General features: G+C 53.3%; 23 protein-coding genes and 1 riboswitch. Of the genes, 9 read left to right on the top strand and 14 right to left on the bottom strand.

Going from position 1 to position 18,075, the window contains the following annotated elements:
* Nucleotides 1–215 precede the first annotated feature (215 nt).
* The 3 genes from C4542_01155 to C4542_01145 are packed head-to-tail and all read left to right on the top strand — an operon-like array spanning nt 216 to nt 2,152.
* The gene (locus tag C4542_01155; GenBank protein ID RJO63027.1) at nt 216–1,094 is read left to right on the top strand and encodes an MBL fold metallo-hydrolase; all 879 of its coding nucleotides are present in this window, start codon (nt 216–218) and stop codon (nt 1,092–1,094) included.
* Between the two features lie 25 nt (nt 1,095–1,119).
* Nucleotides 1,120–1,743 carry an ArsR family transcriptional regulator gene (locus C4542_01150; protein RJO63026.1) on the top strand — a complete coding sequence of 208 codons (624 nt, stop codon included), beginning with the start codon at nt 1,120–1,122 and terminating at the stop codon, nt 1,741–1,743.
* Nucleotides 1,715–2,152 carry a hypothetical protein gene (locus C4542_01145; GenBank protein ID RJO63025.1) on the top strand — a complete coding sequence of 146 codons (438 nt, stop codon included), beginning with the start codon at nt 1,715–1,717 and terminating at the stop codon, nt 2,150–2,152. The genes C4542_01150 and C4542_01145 overlap by 29 nt, the downstream gene beginning before the upstream one ends.
* A gap of 57 nt (nt 2,153–2,209) precedes the next feature.
* On the opposite strand, the gene C4542_01140 is transcribed toward C4542_01145, so the two are convergent.
* Entirely contained in the window at nt 2,210–2,410 is a 201-nt protein-coding gene (locus C4542_01140; protein RJO63024.1) for a DNA-binding protein, read from the bottom strand.
* Nucleotides 2,411–2,545: 135 nt separating this feature from the next.
* Between C4542_01140 and C4542_01135 the strand changes: the two genes are divergently transcribed.
* Nucleotides 2,546–3,589 carry an MBL fold metallo-hydrolase gene (locus C4542_01135; GenBank protein RJO63023.1) on the top strand — a complete coding sequence of 348 codons (1,044 nt, stop codon included), beginning with the start codon at nt 2,546–2,548 and terminating at the stop codon, nt 3,587–3,589.
* Nucleotides 3,590–3,681: 92 nt separating this feature from the next.
* On the opposite strand, the gene C4542_01130 is transcribed toward C4542_01135, so the two are convergent.
* The 3 genes from C4542_01130 to C4542_01120 form a co-directional block, all read right to left on the bottom strand.
* Nucleotides 3,682–4,077 (bottom strand): hypothetical protein, encoded by a 396-nt coding sequence (locus C4542_01130; GenBank protein ID RJO63022.1) that lies wholly within the window; start codon nt 4,075–4,077, stop codon nt 3,682–3,684.
* Between the two features lie 442 nt (nt 4,078–4,519).
* A riboswitch (SAM riboswitch) is annotated at nt 4,520–4,624 on the top strand.
* 61 nt (nt 4,625–4,685) lie between these two features.
* Nucleotides 4,686–5,396, bottom strand: a complete 711-nt coding sequence (locus tag C4542_01125) for a hypothetical protein (GenBank protein RJO63021.1) — start codon at nt 5,394–5,396, stop codon at nt 4,686–4,688.
* A 12-nt stretch (nt 5,397–5,408) separates the two neighbouring features.
* On the bottom strand, nt 5,409–6,143 hold the full coding sequence (locus C4542_01120) for a VWA domain-containing protein (GenBank protein RJO63020.1): 735 nt from the start codon (nt 6,141–6,143) through the stop codon (nt 5,409–5,411).
* Nucleotides 6,144–6,359: 216 nt separating this feature from the next.
* On the opposite strand from C4542_01120, the gene C4542_01115 reads away from it, so the two are divergent.
* The 3 genes from C4542_01115 to C4542_01105 all read left to right on the top strand — a co-directional run bounded on the left by C4542_01115 (nt 6,360) and on the right by C4542_01105 (nt 8,109).
* Nucleotides 6,360–7,274 (top strand): diacylglycerol kinase family lipid kinase, encoded by a 915-nt coding sequence (locus C4542_01115; GenBank protein RJO63019.1) that lies wholly within the window; start codon nt 6,360–6,362, stop codon nt 7,272–7,274.
* A gap of 110 nt (nt 7,275–7,384) precedes the next feature.
* A complete protein-coding gene (locus C4542_01110; protein ID RJO63018.1) occupies nt 7,385–7,639 on the top strand; it encodes a DNA mismatch repair protein MutS in 255 nt (84 codons plus the stop codon).
* A 275-nt stretch (nt 7,640–7,914) separates the two neighbouring features.
* Complete coding sequence (locus tag C4542_01105) at nt 7,915–8,109, top strand: YwbE family protein (protein RJO63017.1); 195 nt, start codon at nt 7,915–7,917, stop codon at nt 8,107–8,109.
* Between the two features lie 231 nt (nt 8,110–8,340).
* Here C4542_01105 and C4542_01100 read toward each other — a convergent pair whose 3' ends face one another.
* The 9 genes from C4542_01100 to C4542_01060 all read right to left on the bottom strand — a co-directional run bounded on the left by C4542_01100 (nt 8,341) and on the right by C4542_01060 (nt 13,768).
* Nucleotides 8,341–8,895 (bottom strand): NAD(P)H nitroreductase, encoded by a 555-nt coding sequence (locus C4542_01100; protein RJO63016.1) that lies wholly within the window; start codon nt 8,893–8,895, stop codon nt 8,341–8,343.
* Nucleotides 8,895–9,629, bottom strand: coding sequence for an ABC transporter ATP-binding protein (locus tag C4542_01095; protein ID RJO63015.1), 735 nt, complete (start codon nt 9,627–9,629; stop codon nt 8,895–8,897). The genes C4542_01100 and C4542_01095 overlap by 1 nt, the downstream gene beginning before the upstream one ends.
* Nucleotides 9,622–10,413 carry a cobalt ECF transporter T component CbiQ gene (gene cbiQ / locus C4542_01090; protein ID RJO63014.1) on the bottom strand — a complete coding sequence of 264 codons (792 nt, stop codon included), beginning with the start codon at nt 10,411–10,413 and terminating at the stop codon, nt 9,622–9,624. The genes C4542_01095 and cbiQ overlap by 8 nt, the downstream gene beginning before the upstream one ends.
* A 20-nt stretch (nt 10,414–10,433) precedes the next feature.
* A complete protein-coding gene (locus C4542_01085) occupies nt 10,434–10,739 on the bottom strand; it encodes a hypothetical protein (GenBank protein ID RJO63013.1) in 306 nt (101 codons plus the stop codon).
* Between the two features lie 9 nt (nt 10,740–10,748).
* Nucleotides 10,749–11,387, bottom strand: coding sequence for a cobalamin biosynthesis protein CbiM (locus C4542_01080; protein ID RJO63012.1), 639 nt, complete (start codon nt 11,385–11,387; stop codon nt 10,749–10,751).
* Between the two features lie 76 nt (nt 11,388–11,463).
* A complete protein-coding gene (locus C4542_01075; protein ID RJO63011.1) occupies nt 11,464–11,883 on the bottom strand; it encodes a transcriptional repressor in 420 nt (139 codons plus the stop codon).
* Nucleotides 11,884–11,969: 86 nt separating this feature from the next.
* Nucleotides 11,970–12,881, bottom strand: coding sequence for a hypothetical protein (locus C4542_01070; GenBank protein ID RJO63010.1), 912 nt, complete (start codon nt 12,879–12,881; stop codon nt 11,970–11,972).
* 12 nt (nt 12,882–12,893) lie between these two features.
* A complete protein-coding gene (locus tag C4542_01065) occupies nt 12,894–13,352 on the bottom strand; it encodes a D-tyrosyl-tRNA(Tyr) deacylase (protein RJO63009.1) in 459 nt (152 codons plus the stop codon).
* 2 nt (nt 13,353–13,354) lie between these two features.
* Entirely contained in the window at nt 13,355–13,768 is a 414-nt protein-coding gene (locus C4542_01060; GenBank protein ID RJO63031.1) for a hypothetical protein, read from the bottom strand.
* A gap of 328 nt (nt 13,769–14,096) precedes the next feature.
* Here C4542_01060 and C4542_01055 point away from each other — a divergent pair, with 328 nt between their 5' ends.
* Nucleotides 14,097–14,366 carry a hypothetical protein gene (locus tag C4542_01055; GenBank protein ID RJO63008.1) on the top strand — a complete coding sequence of 90 codons (270 nt, stop codon included), beginning with the start codon at nt 14,097–14,099 and terminating at the stop codon, nt 14,364–14,366.
* Nucleotides 14,367–14,376: 10 nt separating this feature from the next.
* Here C4542_01055 and C4542_01050 read toward each other — a convergent pair whose 3' ends face one another.
* Nucleotides 14,377–15,711 (bottom strand): bifunctional folylpolyglutamate synthase/dihydrofolate synthase, encoded by a 1,335-nt coding sequence (locus tag C4542_01050; protein RJO63007.1) that lies wholly within the window; start codon nt 15,709–15,711, stop codon nt 14,377–14,379.
* A 388-nt stretch (nt 15,712–16,099) separates the two neighbouring features.
* Between C4542_01050 and gyrB the strand changes: the two genes are divergently transcribed.
* A complete protein-coding gene (gene gyrB, locus C4542_01045; GenBank protein ID RJO63006.1) occupies nt 16,100–18,031 on the top strand; it encodes a DNA topoisomerase (ATP-hydrolyzing) subunit B in 1,932 nt (643 codons plus the stop codon).
* Nucleotides 18,032–18,075: the final 44 nt, after the last annotated feature.

Genomic DNA, 18,075 nt, shown 5'->3' with positions numbered 1-18,075 from the left:
TAGTGTGGTAGCTGGCGCGCCGCAGGAGAGCGAAATTCATGACCGAAATGGCGCTTGTCGAATGAACGAAACGACTGTCTCAGCGTCGTTGCGAGTGTCCACCGTGGCGGACCGAAGCAATCTCTATCAATTTCCCTTTGCGAGGACGAGGTGAATATGAAAACAGTTACCCCTCACCTTAATCCTCTCCCACAAGGGGAGAGGGAAAGAGAAATATGAACTCAAAATCAATTAAGAAATGGCTTGCCCTCGTCTTAGTGATTGCGCTTATCCTCGGCACGGTGGCCTGGATATCACGCCCCGATGACAAGGTGCATGTCTATTTCCTGGACGTGGGGCAGGGAGACGCCACGCTGATACGGCAGGGGAACCTCGACATTCTCATCGACGGCGGCCCCAGCCCGCAGGCCATCACTACGGAACTGGGAAAAAGGCTGCCCTTCTGGGACCGGAGCATCGAGTTGGTGGTGATGACCCACCCGCACGCCGACCACATGACGGGGCTGGTAGAGGTGCTTAACCGCTACCAGGTGGGAGAGGTGCTCTATCCCGACATCTCCTATGCCTCGCCGGAGGAATACGACGAAGCTCTCTTTAACGAGTGGCTGAGATTAATCGAACAAAAGAATATAAAATCAACGCTGGCTCGGACTTATCTCGAATTGAGCGTCGGCGATATCGTCATTGAGGTGCTCAACCCGCCGGCTACTCCTCTCAGCGGCACTGAGTCCGACATCGACAACAACAGCGTGGTCTTGCAGGTGAGGGCTGGAGAGATTAGTTTCCTTGTCACCGGCGACCTGATGTGGGAGGGCGAGCTTGAGATAGCCTACGAGAGGCTGCTGCCTCAAAGCACGTTGCTCAAGGTGGCGCACCACGGCTCGGACACCTCCACGAGTGACGAGTTCCTCAACGTCCTCATGCCGCAGATAGCTGTCATCTCGGTGGGCGAGAACGACTACGGCCACCCGAAAGCGGAGGTGCTGGAGAGGCTGGCGGGGAGGCTGGGAGCATCCAACATTTACCGCACGGACAAAAGGGGTACAATCGAGTTCATCACGGATGGGCGGAGGCTGTGGGTGAGGGGTACTTGACAAAATACCTAATTAAGGTATAATCATGCCTATTATGGGTATATCAATTTACGATGACAAACTCTCGTCCTTCCTGTTTAATCAGACGCGGCGGGCATTATTAGCCTTGTTCTATGAACATACCGATGAATCCTATTATGTCAATCAGATAGTGAGGTCGCTCGTTAAGGGTTCCGGCGCTGTTCAACGCGAACTCCGGTTGATGACCGAAGCCGGATTAATCGTGAGGACACAAAAAGGAAATCTGGTTTTTTACCAGGCTAACAGCAAATCCCCCATTTTCAATGAGCTTAGGGACATCGTCAGAAAAACACTTGGCGCTGCCGGCGTAATCAAAAAAGCGCTGGAACCGATGGCAGATAAGATCAGGGTTGCTTTCATTTTCGGCTCAGTGGCCCGCAGTACAGACGATAGGGCAAGCGATATAGACCTGGTGCTGATAGGACCGATGAGCTTTGACGACGTTGTCTTTTCCATTTCAAAAGCCCAGGACATACTGCGACGTGAAATAAATCCGGTGGTTTATCCGGTTGGAGAATTTAAAAAACGTTTGGCGGAGAAGCATCCTTTTGTCCTGGAAGTAATGCAAGGCAAAAAGATATTTATAATAGGTGATGAAAATGAGCTTGGAAAACTGGCTGGCCGATAAACTTATCGAAATACATCATCCTTCGGCGCATGAGACCAAGCGCCTGCTGGCTATATGCGACCGCGACCTGGAAAAGTGTTGCATACCCGGGCTCGGGCCCGACTGGAAGCTGAGCATAGCTTATAATGCCGCCCTCACGGCGGCTATGGCGGCGCTATCGGCGGCCGGATATCGCGCGAGGAAAGATGGCCAGCACTACCGCGTTATACAATCGCTGGCCTATACCATCAAGGCAAAGCCGCTCCTCATCACGACGCTGGATAAGTTCCGCCAGAAACGTAACATCAGCGATTACGAAATGGCGGGAATGATAACAGAAGCAGAGGCAGAAGCAATGCTCACTCTGGCTAAAAATTTACGAAACGCGGTCGAGGAGTGGTTGAAAAAGAATCACCCTGAACTGCTCTAGGAATGTCCAGCAAGAGTTCATAACTGATGGACGGAGGCTGTGGGTGAAATCAAACGCTTAATGTTGCTTAATCCACATAACTAAATCCTCTTTTAAGAACACCCTTTTCTTCCCAATTTTATGGCTCGGCAATCCTTCCTTCATCAACTTATACACGGTCTGATGGCTTACCCCTAAAAACTCCTGTGCATCCGTGAAGCTCAGGAATATCCTATCAATTTTCTCTTTGGGTTGTTCTGATACCTTCTTCCTTGCCATGCTTCACCATCCCTACGTTTTGAGGTGATGGTACAGAACGGAGATTCATTAGGCACAATTATATGATAATAGATATATATTGACATTAGATATTGAGCGACCTACTATGTAGCACAGGATAGCTGGAGGTTCGTTATGAATAATTCAGCTCGTACATGTTGGCAACGTATCGCGTTGGTTGTCCTCGCAATCCTTGTTATGGCATTTACCGGCTGTACGTTATCCATCACTACCTCAGGCAATGCGATAATAATATCTCCAGTTGCTACGCAAACAAGCCCAGGAACCACAGTAACTCAGACAGTTACTGCATCCCCAACTACCCAAGCGTCAACTATAGCTGGGGATGCTTTGTCTACTGCATCTAATACGCCAGCGACTGTTACTACAACAACTGTCACTAATACAATTCTAACTACTAGCGGCACCCTCTCCGTCTATTTCATCGACGTCGGCCAAGGCGACTCCATTCTTATCGACCTCGGCACTACCGAAATCCTCATTGATGCTGGCGAGAGGCAACCCGGTGTGGTGCAATTCCTTAAGCAACATGTGGACGGCGACCTCGAAGTAATGATTGCCACCCACCCCCATGCCGACCACATAGGTGGTCTAATCGATGTCCTGAACACCTTCAAAGTTGATCAGGTTTGGTACAATGGCGAATCTAGTACATCAAAGACTTATTCTGACTTCATGAACGCTGTGGAGGTAGAAAATGCTCAAGTTAATATCGGCAAGAGGGGTAACAAAATCACCGCAGGCAACCTTACTTTAACAATCCTTAACCCGTTCGATTTATCCGGCACCACCAATAACAACAGCATCGTTACAGAGCTTGATTATGGGAACGTCGATTTCCTGTTCGAAGGGGATACTGAGCGGGAATCTGAGGCGAGGATGCTCTCAGCTAGCGATATTCCATTGCACCATGTGCAGGTTTTGAAGGTAGGGCATCATGGGTCAAAAACGGCTTCTTCTCCGGCATTTCTGGCAAGAGTCATGCCAGAGATTGCCGTGTATATGGCTGGGGTAGGAAATAGTTATGGGCATCCGCATAAAGTGACAATTGATACATTGAAGAACATTGGAGCTGCCATATTCGGTACCGACGTTAATGGTAATATCTTAGTAAGAACCGATGGGATAACATATAGCGTCCAACCTGCTAGAAGTTAGAGGAGGCCGGGAATGAAAAGGGCATTGATAACCTTGGCAATCGTTCTCAGCATCATGCTTTATGCCTGCATCCAAAGCCCAGCCCAGACAACTCAGAAGACGACCCTTCCTCCGTCGAGCCCACTGGCTACATCAAACTTACCGCAAACTACGACGAAGCCGCCTTTGTCAACCAGCACTCCACCTACAACAACTGTTACCACTCCGTCACCAACCACCAGCTCGCTTTCGGTAAGCACGACTTCCAGTGCTTCACCTTCCACAAAGACCAGCATAGCCCCGACGACAAGCATTCCTCCGACAACAACCTTGCCGTCTACGACAACGACTACTCCCCAAACTACAACCGCTCCTCCGACTACCATTACTACTCCCCCGTCCACCACGGCAACACTGCAGCTCGAGATTGTTTCAGTGACATCACCGGTCCGTCCCGGCGCAAACGCTACACTGACTGCAAAGACAGCACCAGGCGCGCTGTGCAGCATAACCGTCTACTATAAGTCAGGTCCGAGTACCGCGCAGGGTCTATATGCCAAGAATGCGGACAGCAATGGGAATGTATCCTGGACATGGAAGGTGGGCACGAACACGACACCCGGCTCGTGGAGGATTGTAGTCACAGCTAGTTTGGGAGGGAAAACGGTGCCGAAGGAAACATATTTCACCGTGGCCTAGAATCCACTTCTGTAAACGAATCATCAACAGAAAAGAATAGCAATAGAAGGGAATTTCTGCTTTCCGCAGTCTAAATCCAAACCTGCACTTCCAGCGCACCCATGATTCTCCCATCTCCTCCGGCCTCTCGCGCCCCACTCGCGTCGCACAAAGTAATTATTCTGCCCCCAATCCTATAATCTATACCTATGACTAAAGTTGCCATTCGAGCGCAGGTAGCGTAGAATACTTGTGATTAACAACTGAATATATTAACTATCGAGAGTGGTGGCGAGGGTTATGGCCCTGTGACCCACCCGGCAACCTTTAGTCTTTCTTAAAGGTGCCAAAGCCATCCCGCAAGGGAAACGATAGGCCGCTTACAAAGCGAAAAAGAGGGCTTTAGCCTCCTTACAACGGAGGTTTTTTATTGCCCGTTTTAACTACCCCTGTATTGTAATACTGCGATGACAATAATGAGGACCAGACATACGATAAAAAAATACAGAAAGGCGAACTTCTGCTTCAGCACAGGCCTTGCGGGTAGAGTTGGCGGAGGTTGAATCCTCGGGTTCAGGTCCTGCGTGTGTTCCAGCCTTGGTTTTTGAGCTTTCCGCATCACTATTTCAACCGGGATAACCTTTTCATCTCTGGATTTGGTTTTTTCATTCTCCAGCCGGATTAATAATCTGCACTGGGCTTGCTGCCCCGGTTGTCCCATCCCGGTAGCTTCTACGGTAACTTCCAGCGGCAGGGGCTCATTGGTTGTTGATTTAATATCGGTAACACGCAGCCAGGGGGCTGCCGCATCATCGATCCAAAACCTGGTGTAAGGACCGCCGGTGCTTTTGATTTCAAAACTGGTGCTCTTTTTTTGTCCAGTCTCAAGGTCTTTGAAGCGTATGTGTCTGACTCGGATATCAAGTTTCGGTGGGGTAGTGTACGGATTGTTCTTTAGGTCTTTAAGGAAATCGTACGCCGCGCTTGCCTGCTTGAAATCATCTTCGGCTTTTTCCCGCATGCTCTCGGGCAGGTTTGCCGTTTTGTCCGGGTGAAACAGGTTGGCTTTGTACAGCCATTGGGTTTTTATTTCCGCGGGAGCAGCAGTTACTGGAACCCCGAGGATACGGCAGGCTTCTTCCCAGGTCATTTCAAATATCCACTACTTCCTTATGATTCCCCTGGGCGGCGGCAAGAGGTTGGATGCCGAAGCAATTGTTTTTGCGAACTGCTCTCTAGCTACCTTAGACCCCAACTCTTTTCGCGTGGCAAGATTCTGCAGAAATTCCCTATCTGCGTCATCAGTGCCGATTGTGATAATGTCGATACCCTCACTCCTGGCTTGTTTGCCGGCTGATAAGGCAGCCTGCTCATCATCGGCTTGTCCATCGGTTGCGATTACAATAGCACGGCTGCCGTCAAATAGCTTTAAGCGCGTGTGCGCCAGCTTAATTGCATCAGCCATATTTGTCGTTCCGCCCGGTACCAGGTTTTGAAGGCACGGTTGAAGCACTTTCATATCACGGACCGGTTCGCAAAGATGACTTGCTTCTGAATCGAACGATATCAGGCCGACAAGATACTCTTTCTTAATCGCATCTCTGGCGAAATCGATGATACCCTTCTTCGCCTGCTCCAGCTTGTACCCGCTCATGCTGGCAGAACAGTCAATAACAAGATAAACGTAACCTTGCTGGCTGTCGAAATGCAGGTTTATCTTCTGTCCTTCAGTATGCACACTGATTCCACCGGATTTCACGGAATAGCCTGCGCTTGCCGCCCCGCGCACAATCTCAATCCCCTTCGATTTTTTGTCCATCGCCCGCCAATCCTTGTGGTGTTTCGTTGGCATTATAACATCATTCAGGGTAATTGAAATGGACAGCAGGCGCAACAACTCGTCATTCCGCCCTCAATCCTGTAATCTATCTCCATGGCTAAAATCGTTCTGTCACTGCACGACTGCTTCAATAACATCCTTCACTAACCAAACTAGCTGAACTTTTTATACTTAGAGTATTAAAAATAGAGTATATTGTATAACGAGTGCAAAATATTCATTTAGTTTGGATGTATTAAGGCCTGATGTGCCTGGGTCCAATGGGCGCAGACAATGACATTATCGCGTGCCAAAGTAATTATCAATCCGGTAGCGGGTGGTGGCTCAATCCGCAGGCACTGGCCACATATCTACACGCACCTGCGTGACACTGGCTTATCGTTTGACTATGAATTCACAAGAGGCCCGGGTCATGCGATTGAAATAGCCAAACGAGCTATCGACGCTGACTATCGCTACCTTATAGCCGCTGGTGGTGACGGAACCATAAACGAGGTGGCCAATGGCATATTACGTTCAACCAATTCGAGCGATGTGACTCTTGGCATGTTCAGCACGGGAACCGCGAGCAGTTTTGCCCGTTCGCTTGGTATCACCCAGGATTACGCTTCTTTATTGGTCAATAGGAAAACGATTTCGATAGACGTTGGCATGGTTGAATGCTGGAACCAAGGACGACGCCTGCAGCGCTTTTTTGTAAATGAAGCCAGCGCAGGTTTTGGGGCTGCCATTGTGAACGCTTGGAGCAGATTGCCGAAACTGTTTGGGCACAGTATCAATTACAGGCTTCGCACTATCACGGGCTACAGCGCCCTGGTTGCCCATCGGAACAGGTGGATTAGACTTGTCGTAGGAAATAAACACGAGAATTTTCTAGGCTGTTATGTGGTAGTAGCCAATGGACAATACTTTGCAGGCGGAATGCAGATAGCTCCCCATGCCAGGCTAGACGACGGCTTGTTGAACTTAGTGACCGTAGGTGATGTCAGCAAATCTGAACTGCTGAGGATTGTGCCAACAGTTTACGATGGGAGTCACATCGGACATCCTAAAATAAAAGAGAGAAAGGTAACAGTTGTCACGATTGAGTCCGATGAGCGACTGCTCGTAGAGGCCGATGGAGAAATCCTCGGGGAAGCTCCTGCGTCATTTTCGGTGATGCCATCCGCGTTGACCGTTGTGGTTTAAGCAGAAGATTCCCTGTGTTGCAAAAAGTACATATAAACTATCAAACGTATACTGGTAAACAAGAGCGTTTTGTATTAGTTATTCTTCCGCCAATCCTGTAATCTATAGCTATGGCTAAAATCGTCCTGGACTTGCACGATTGCTTCAACAACGGCTCCATGATAGACGCCGAGCTCAACCGCGTCATCAACGATGCGGTGAGTAAGAGGATTGCGCTCGTAGAGATAATCCCCGGCAAGGGTTCAGGGCAGCTCAAAAAGCGCGTTCTGCGTTTTCTGGCAGAGCCGCAGGTGAAAAAGCTGTATCACCGGCTGGAGAAGGATGACAAGAACTTCGGCCGGATTTTCGTGCATTTCAAGTTCTGATCTTATGTCCGTTTTGAGGGGTATGAGTGTGCGTCTCCGTCCTTGTTCTAAGGGAAAGATCCTGCAAGAGAGGGGCGCCGCAGCGCCCACTCTCTTAAATAAACTTCCCACGACCTTGCGGTCGGGGTATTAACAGATACGAACTTCGTTCGGTCCGCTTCGCGGCGAACTACATCCCTCGACCACAATGGTCGGGATATTCGGGAAAAGGTGAGTATAAATTCCCCTTCCCGGTGGGAAGGGGATAAAGGGGATGGGACTGAGGACTAATAATTGTGAACGGTAATCAGCGCTCCAGCATCAAGCCCGGCATGAAGGTTGCCATTGTGCTCAAGGCTGACCAGCAGAGCGGCAAACTCACCGAGGGCGTGGTCAGGGACATTCTGACCAACTCCCCTACCCACCCCCACGGCATCAAGGTGCGCCTGGTGAGCGGGCAGGTGGGGCGTGTAAAGGAGATAAAGAGCTAGGTCTGTATTTTTGTCATGAAGAATCCCTCTTAATCTCCCCCATTCGGCTTCGCTCAGGGCAAGCTCTTTCCAAGGGGAGAAAGGGGTTGGGGGTTACAGTCACCCTCACCTTAGTCCTCTCCCCTCAAGGGAGAGGAAATTAAGAGAGATTGCTTCGCCTGCTGCGCAGCCTCGCAAAGACAAGGGGAAAATCCCCTTTAATCCCCCTTTTGTTAAAGGGGGAGATTCTAATTACTTGTTTTGCCAGCCGTTGAAGCTGCTCATCCCGGAAAGAGCCTCGCGATGATGCTCCCGCCTCGCCAGCGCCTCGTCGAAATAACCCAGCGTCAAAAGAGCCACTACCTTCCTGTCCCAGGGGATATTGAGCGCTTTCTTGACCTTCTTTTCGTCGAAGAGCCCCATCCAGCAGGTGCCCAGCCCCAGCTCGTCCGCCTGCAGGATGAAATGCTCGACGGCGATGCCCATGTCTATCAGGCCGAAATTCGTGCGCAGAACAAGGTTCCCCAGCCTGATACCGGGGCCGGGCGGGTCGGCCACGGCGGCAACCAGCACCGGCGCCTCTCCGGGGAATTTCATAGCGGAGAACAATCCGCTGAAGGCCGCATGGCATAACTTGCCCCTCAAAACCGGCTCATCGACGATAACAAAATGCCAGGGCTGGCTGTTACTGGCCGAGGGCGCCAGGCGCGCCGCTTCCAGGCATTGCATTATCTTCCCTCGCTCCACCGGTTTGTCCAGGTAATGGCGTATGCTGTGGCGATGCCGTATCAGGTCCATAAGTGCCATTATCTTATCTCTCCTTCCTCTGCCGGAGCCGCCAGGCTGTGGGCCGCCAGCAATGCCCTGTCCTTGAGGATGACATCTCTGTCGCCGTCGGCTATGATGCGCCCCTGGTCCATGATGATGACGCGCGAGCACAACGCCCGCACCATCTCCATGTCATGCGAGACGATGAGCTTGGTACCGGGCAACTTGCGCAGCAGCCCGATGAGATGCCACTTGCCGCCGGGGTCGAGGTTGGAGGTGGGCTCATCCAGTACTAACACCTTGGGCGACATGGCCAGCACGGTCGCGATGGCGATGCGCCGCTTTTCACCCAGGCTGAGGTGATGCGGCGAGCGTTTTTCGTAGCCCGCCATGCCCACCTCATCCAGTGCCTTGTTGACGCTTCGCCTGACCTCATGCGGGGACATGCCCAGGTTGAGCGGGCCGAAGGCCACGTCGTCGAAGACGGTGGGTGAAAAAAGCTGGTCGTCGGGGTTCTGGAAGACCAGCCCCACCTGCCTGCGCACCATCTTGAGATTGCCCTCTTCTACTGCCTGACCCAGTAGCCTGACCGCGCCGTCGTGCGAGTGCAGCAGTCCGTTGAGATGCAGCAGCAGCGTGGACTTGCCGGCTCCATTGGGCCCCATGAGGGCCACGGTCTCGCCCTCGTTTATGCTCAGGCTGACGCCGCGCAGGGCGGTCTGGCCGTCGGGGTAAGAGTAGGACAGGTTTTTAACAGCGATAACTTCAGCCAATCAAGTTCCTCGTCAATAGCGGCGACAGGCCTATAACGATGGCCGCCAGAACTATAATTATCATAAAAGCGACATCAGAAATGCCGAAACTAAGCTCGTTGAGGGAACGGCTGTGGCCGTCGAAACCGCGCGAGAGCATGGCTCCGTAGATGCGCTCGCCGCGCTCGAAGCTGCGCAGAAAAAGCGCTCCCGCCATATAACCCAGCGCCCTTACATGCAGCCTCACACCTCCGCCGAAGCTGCGGCTGTCGCGCGCCAGCCTGAGGCGCGCGGACTCATCGCTTATCACGAAAAGATAGCGGTACATGAAGCTCATCAGCATTACCATAATAGAAGGCATCTTCAGTTTTTCCAGCCCTTTTAAGAGGTCCGCCATGCTGGTGGTGGCCGTGAGCAGAATGAGTGCCAGAACAGACAGCCAGGCTTTGGCTAATATGCCCCCCACCAGTTCCAGCCCTTCGCGCGTGACGCCGATATGCCACGAGCCGAGGTCGAAACCCCACACCGCTGTCCCTTCTTTGAAGAAAGGCATGAAAATGGCGATCATCAGCACGAAGGGCAGCACCGTCAGCGAACGCCTGAGCACATAAAGGGGCGGCACGCGGGAAAGCAGCAGCAGTGCGAAAATGAGGATAAGGAAAAGGCCGTAAGCCAGCCAGCTGGCCCTGGGTATCAGCACTATGGCCGTCACCAGAGCCAGCGTAGCTATAAACTTGGCGCGCGGGTCGAGGCGGTGCAAGAAGCTATCGACCTCGCGGTACTGGTCGAGAAAATGATATTTCATGCGTTGTTAAGCCAACCACACTATTGATTTGTCGGCATGAGCTTCGATTGACGGGCCCGGGTGATAAGCCAGGTAACGCCGTAGGCCAGCCCGAAGACAATCACAGTCCCCAGCCAGCCGGCCAGAATGGTAGCCAGCGCTTCATTGTGAATGCCGGGAAAGGCGTAGTCGGCGATGACGGAGAATGGCGAGGAGCCAGCCAGTCCCAGAAATCCCTTGCCCTCGGCCACACGCTCCAGCCCGTCGGGAGAGGACGAGGCCAGGGGAGACAGCGCCGCTACAGCCAGGCAGAAGATAAAGGCGATCAACCACCACTTTTTATTCATCATTTGCTCCTATGCTTTCTGCAATTCCAGCAGATCGGCGCGTGTGCTGCGAATCAAAGCCAGAGCAGACACAGTAATCGCGCCTTCGACCAGCCCGATAATAACGTGCACGCTGAGCATGGCCGGTAATACCACGCCCAGGGGAGAGGCGCCCGAGATGGCCAGTTCCAAAGAAGCAGCCGTGGCAGCCAGTACAACTGAAGCCCACGCGGCAAAATAGCCCGAAATCATTTTAGAACGGAGATTATCCCCCATGAGTTTGTTACCCAGGCGGTAGAGCAGATATGACCCCAGCCCGCCTATGATGCCCATGTTGAATATGTTGGCCCCCAGCGCCAGCATCCCGCCGTCCTGAAAGATAAAGCACTGGGCGATAAGCACCAGGGCCAGAATGATGACCGCGGCCCACGGTCCGAGCAGGATGGCACACAGGGCAGCGCCCAAAAAGTGCCCCGAAGTGCCCCCGGCTACGGGGAAATTGAGCATTTGAGCAGCGAAGACAAAGGCTGCCATGATGCCCATGAGCGGAACCTGTTTTTCGCCCAGATTCTTGCCGACTATTCTGACGGCATTAGCCAGCCCGCCGGCCGAAACCACCGCCGTCCCCGCCATTGTGCCTGCGTTGAGAAAACCATCGGGAATATGCATACAGTTTCCTTCCCTCCTTTTTTTCCTTTGCTATTATATGCAACTGCAATTAGTTGCAGCTATAAATTAAAAAAAATCAGTCGCAGCCCTTGCAGCGTCCAAAGATAGCCAGGTGTTTCAGGTCGGCGCGGAAGCCATACTTCTCAGACAAGGCAACGGTGAGAGGCGACAGCGTCTCCTCATCCAGGTCGATGACTTTGCCGCATTTCGAGCAAACCAGATGGTGATGATGCTCGTGGCCGGCGCTGTGGAAACGCACCCGCCCGTCGCCCATATCGGTCTCGGTCACCATGCCCATCTCTTTGAGCAGTTCGAGCGTGCGGTAGACGGTGGAGATGTTGAGGCCGGGGTAGCGCCGGCGTATGTCCCGGTAGATTTCCTCGGCGCTGATATGGCCGCTGGCTCCCTCGATGGCCTCCAGTATCATCAGCCGCTGGGGCGTCATGCGGTAGCCTTTCTGCGCGAGGCGGGAGGCAATATCCTTCACATGGGTCATAGCAGAAAAATTGTAGCAGAGGCTGAAAGTTATTGCAAGTGGTTTGCAATTACGAAGATTTGCAATATTAGGCTAAATAAAGACATTCACGTCTTAGGCACAAAATCCATACGCCGGCTTCTCGATGCATAAATAGAATGAGTCACAATAGCAAAATAGTAGTTCAAACAATAACGTATATTGGTTAAAATTGAGGGTTTACTGTTAATGAGAAAGACACGGCGCAGGAAATGATTGATATTACCAAAATCTGAGAGTTGTTCAATTCTGTAATGGAAGTTTGAATCTTTGATATTTGAGTCCCTCGCGATTGTAGGCGTCATTACGTCCTCAAACCTTGCAATCAGTTCGGAAATGTCATCTTCTGTGTCAATTAAAAAAATAGATATGTCGGGATCCAAATCCTGATCTCTTTGCAGAAAATGGCACACATCGGAGGTGCTAATCTTATTTGGCGTAGAACACTTGGTTTCAACATAGGCTAATTGGGATTCAATACGAGCAAGTACATCGAAATCACCACCAGCACCTACGGCTTCAACAGCCACACCCCAAGCAGATGTGCATCCCAATTCACGTTTGAATAATTCCGAAACATACCACTCTAACGTATGGCCATAGTCATTGACATTTACGGCGAGATTATAAAAACCAGAATTGTCTTTGCTTAAAATTCCAGATTGTACTAAGAAATCAAGGTATTCTGTGCGTTTAGCTGTTCCACAATCCTTTTCGAATTCGTCATAGCTTATACCTGTGTTTTTACCAACCATTTTCTTAAGTAGTTTCCTGAATGTACAACTACCCATATAAAAGAAATATTTGTCCACATTGCTTGCATTTTTAGGCAATAAGATGTTATCAAGCTGTCCTTCGCCTGCATAAATATAACCGCGTCGCTTTAAAGTATTCTCAATTGAGTACATCTCATCATGTACAATTTTTGCCAGCTTTTTAATTTCTGACGATGGCATAGGTGCTGAATAAATTGGTGCCATTTCCTCAGCTCCTTATGAAGCAAAATTATTGCTCCGGCTGTCCAGCATGATGGTCACCGGGCCGTCGTTGACTATCTCCACCTGCATATACGCCTGAAATCGTCCCGTTGCCACTTTAAGCCCCGTCGCTCTCGCTTTTTCCACAAAGAGGTTGAACAGCTTTTCAGCTATCTCCGGCGGGGCGGCATCGGTAAAGCCGGGGCGCCGTCCGTGGCGGGCGTCCGCCAGCAGGGTGAACTGGCTGACGAGCAGCATCTCGCCCTTAACATCCAGCAGTGAGAGGTTAAACTTGCCGGCCTCATCGGCAAAGATGCGCAGCCCGGCCAGCTTGGAGACGAGGTAGTCCGCGTCTTTTTCCGTGTCGCCAGCCGCCACGCCCACCAGCACGCAGAGACCGGGGCCGATGCACCCGACCTCCGTCCCCTCGATAGTGACCTTTGCCGAGGAGACACGCTGAAGCAGTGCCTTCAAAGCTACCGACCGCCGAGCAGGAAGATGGGGACTAACAGCGCGACTACGCCGGTAAAACCCACCGCCAGCAGGAAAAGGTTATAGCGCGTGGAGTAATTGGTGAGCAGGGTGGGGTCGTAATAGCCCTCCACGTTGTTGTCCTTGTACATCTTGAGCAGGCCGGTTATCAGCTTGGTGCGCATCTGCTTGCCCTTGAGCAGCCCGTTGACGACGACGAAATTGATGACTATCACAAGGGCGGTGAAGGTGAAGAACACAATCCAGGCGGTGGCATCCTTGGGATTGCGCGAAGCCTGGCCGGAGTTGATGCCGAGGGTGACGAGATTCAAGAATATGGCGGTGAGGATGAAAATGGTGTCGGTGCGGGCGTTCTGCTGCAGCTCCTGCGTGATGTGCTCATGGACGCGCTCAATCATCATGTAGTCCTCCTTTGATTACAAGCCGACCTGTATTCGGTTCTCAGATAAATCTAACTTGAATGAAGGGTGCTGTCAATATAGCTGATGGCGACCAACTCCCTTTGTAGCGCTGGCGGAGTCTCCCGAAAGTCGCAAGGCATTAAATTTTTCTAAAGTTTCAGCGTCACGCCTGACACCCTATGGACAAGCCGTCCCTGACGGGGTAAAATAGGGCTGTACCCCTAGGAGAACACCGCTATGAAAGTGTTTATTGTCTCGGAGGGAAATTAAAAGCACCGGGCTTTGCATAAGCCGGTGCTTTTTTTAATTTAAGAGGAGGTGTGCCATGCAGTCCAGTCTTATCGGCAAGATTGAAAAGGCCCATCGCTACGCCCAGGAACCCGAACGCATCACCTTCACCGATTTCTCCGTCAAATTTCGCGGCACTAATGACGACCACACCACCTGCTATAAAGACAACAAGTGGTTTTGCACCTGCGATTTCTTCAGCGCCTGGGGGCTGTGCGCCCACAGCATGGCCATGGAAAAAGTCCTGGAGCGCATGCTGCCCACCGAGGCTAAGACCAACTTCGAGATCGCCGGCGCGACCCAGTAGCGCTCAGCGGCTAGTAGCCCGGCTTGTCGGCCCACTCCAGCGCTTCACCGACGATAAAGAGCGAACCGGTGGCGCAGGCGAAGCCGTTATTCTTCGCCAGTTCAACTGCCCGCCTCATGGCTGCCGCGACTGAATCCGCCGTTTCGACATCGCAGCCATACTTGATGAACTCGGACGAGAGAATATCGACTGCCAGCGCGCGCGGATGGCGTGAACGTGTGACAATAACCGTATCGAAAAGCGGAGCGAGTTCTGAAGCGACCGTTTGGCAGTCTTTATCCGACGACATGCCGATGACCAGTATCCGGCGTCCGGGCGCCCTGCCGGCGAGGAAAGCTTCTATGGCCAGCCTGAGTTCGCGCGCCGCCTGCGGGTTGTGAGCCCCGTCGATAACGACCGCAGGACGCCGGCGGATGACCTGGAAACGGCCGGGCCAGCGCACTTTTTGCAGCCCTTTGACGATACTCTTCTGAGTGACGCTAAATCCTCTCTCAGCCAGCACTTCAAGGACTCCGACCGCCACGGCGGCGTTTTCCTGCTGGAAGCGGCCGCGCAGGGGGAGAGCCGCTTCATACGTGCCGAGCCTGCCCTTTATCTCAAGCGACTGGACGCCGTCTTCCTCACCCCGGCTGGAGTAAGCGATGTCCCGACCGACAAGTATGCGTCTTGCATCGTTGCGCCGGCAGAACTCCTCTATTACCTCCGCGGCTTCAGCCTCCTGACGCGCGCTCACCACCGGAACGCCCGGCTTGATAATGCCGGCCTTCTCGGTTGCGATTTTGGCCAGCGTGTCGCCCAAAACATCGGTGTGGTCCAGGCCGAGAGTGGTAATGGCACAGACTTCGGGTTTGACGACATTCGTCGCATCGAGCCTGCCGCCCAGCCCCACCTCCACCACCTGGAAATCAACCCGCTTGTCGGCGAAATACATGAAACCCAGCGCCGTGAGTAGCTCGAAGGTGGTGAGCCTGCCGTAGCTGGCTCTGGCGTTGACGGCCTCGACTTCGGGTTTCAGTCTCCCGGCGAGTTTGACAAATTCAGACCTGGAAATGAGACGTCCGTCCACGCGCATGCGTTCTCTTATGTCAACCAGATGCGGAGAGGTATAGAGGCCGGCGTGGTAGCCCGATGCGGTGAGAACGGAGGCGACCATGGCCGCAGTGCTGCCCTTGCCCTTAGTCCCGGCAATATGGACGGTCCTAGCCTTGAGATGAGGATTGCCAAGCCTCGCCAGCAGCTCGTCCATGCGCCGCAGGTCGTAGTTCAGCGGCGAGCGCGGCTGGTGGGAGGTTTCGTAATCGACGAAACTGTAAAGAAAATCGAGGACTGATTGATATTTATCCATCTGCGTTAAACAAGGACAGTCCGCCTGAGGCGGACTGTCCACACCTCGAATATCATTATAAGCTATTTCTTGTTGCCGGATGAAGCGCCGGGTCGAACCTCGTTCATAGAAGCGATGTCATAGATACGGTGACGCCATCAATTCTGTCAAATAAGCGGGGATGGATTCCTTAAGATAGCCTTACCTCCAGAAAGTCCTGCGAAGTTTAGATTCACCTCAACCAGCAGCAGTACTATTTAGCCTTTTTCTCTATGCCTGAAATATGCTATAATGATATAAATGTGTAAGCCTGAAAACCGAACCCCGGCCCGCCTGGGCGGGGGCATTTTTAATAGCACCAGGTATTCCGGCATCTGAAGACTCCCATTAGATAAGGTGAAGACCGACTATGGCTAAAGAAGAATCCACCAACGGTAAAAAAGCTGCCGCCTATTCCGCAGCAGATATACAGGTTCTGGAGGGGCTGGAGGCCGTGCGCAAGCGCCCCGGCATGTATATCGGCTCGACCGACCAGCGCGGCCTGCACCACCTGGTGTATGAAATCGCCTATAACTCCGTGGACGAGGCCATGTCCGGCACCTGCGACCGCATCGCCATCTCCATTGCCGAGGATAACATAGTCACCGTGGAGGACAACGGGCGCGGCATCCCCGTGGAGATACACCCCACCACCGGCGTATCCGCTCTCCAGACCGTAATGACTGTGCTCCACGCCGGAGGCAAGTTCGGCGGCAAGGCCTATCAGGTCTCCGGCGGGCTGCACGGCGTAGGCGCTTCCGTGGTGAACGCCCTCTCCGAATGGATGCAGGTGACCGTCAAGCGCAGCGGCAAAAAATATGTGCAGGAGTACAAGCGCGGCATACCCAGCGGGCCAGTCACAACAGCCGGCAAGGCCGAGGGCACCGGCACTATCACCAGCTTTCTGGCCGATAAAACCATCTTCACCGAGATGGAGTACGATTTCGACATACTGGCCGACCGCATCCGCGAGATGGCCTATCTCAACCGCGCGCTCGAGATTTCTTTCGACGACAAACGTCACGGCAAAGAGCAGACCTATTACTTCGAGGGCGGCATCACCGGCTTCGTCAGGCGCCTCAACCGCAACAAGGCCCTCATCAACCCCCACCCCATCTATATGACCAAACAGGCCGACCACACCATCGTGGAGGCGGCCATACAGTACAACGACGGCTATACCGATAACACCCTCAGCTTCGCCAACTGTGTCAACACCATTGACGGCGGCACGCACCTCACCGGCTTTCGCTCGGCCCTCACGCGCGTGCTGAACGACTACGCCCACAAAAACAAGTTTATCAAGGACGACGACCCCAACCTGGTGGGCGACGACGTGCGCGAAGGCCTGACGGCCGTTATCAGCGTCAAGCTGCCCGACCCTCAGTTCGAAGGCCAGACCAAGGGCAAGCTGGGCAACATCGAAGTCAAAAGCATGGTGGAGAGCATTGTCGGCGACGAGCTGGCGCTCTACCTGGAAGAGCACCCCGACGACGGCAAGAAGATACTCGACAAGTGCATCACCGCCTCCAAGGCGCGCGAGGCGGCCCGCAAGGCGCGCGACCTGGTCATCCGCAAGGGCGCGCTGGACACCGGCACGCTGCCCGGCAAGCTGGCCGACTGCTCCGAGAAAGACCCCACCCTGTGCGAGCTGTACCTGGTGGAGGGCGACTCCGCCGGGGGCTCGGCCAAGCAGGGGCGCAACCGCCGCTTCCAGGCCATCCTGCCGCTGCGCGGCAAGATTTTGAATGTGGAAAAGGCCTCGCCCGACCGCATGCTGGCGCACGAGGAAATCCGCGCCCTCATCACGGCGCTGGGCACCAGCATCGACGCCGAGTTCGACCTGGGCCGGCTGCGCTATCACCGCATCGTGCTGATGACCGATGCCGACGTGGACGGCGCGCATATCCGCACGCTGCTGCTGACCTTCTTCTTCCGCCACATGGTGGAGCTCATCAACCAGGGGCATCTTTACATCGCCCAGCCGCCCCTCTACCGCATCCATGCCGGCAAAGAGGAGCACTGGCTATATTCCGACCAGGAAAAAGACGCCATGCTGGCCACCATGAAAGGCGGCGGCAAGAAGACCGAGGTGCAGCGCTACAAGGGTCTGGGCGAAATGAGCGCCGAACAGCTCTGGGAGACCACCATGAACCCCACCACGCGCACGCTGCTGCAGGTGAACGTGGAGGACGCCGCCAAAGCGGACGGCATCTTCAGCATGCTCATGGGCGACGAGGTGCTGCCGCGCAAGAACTTCATACAGGCGCACGCCACCAGCGTCAAGAACCTGGATATTTAAGAAACTAGTTCGGAGAGTACCAAAGGGAGGGTTTTTAGCCCTCC

The sequence above is a fragment of the Dehalococcoidia bacterium genome (genome assembly GCA_003597995.1).
GTDB lineage: Bacteria > Chloroflexota > Dehalococcoidia > Dehalococcoidales > UBA1222 > SURF-27.
Note: the sequence above shows the minus strand (reverse complement) of the source record. Positions and strands in the feature narration are given on the sequence as shown.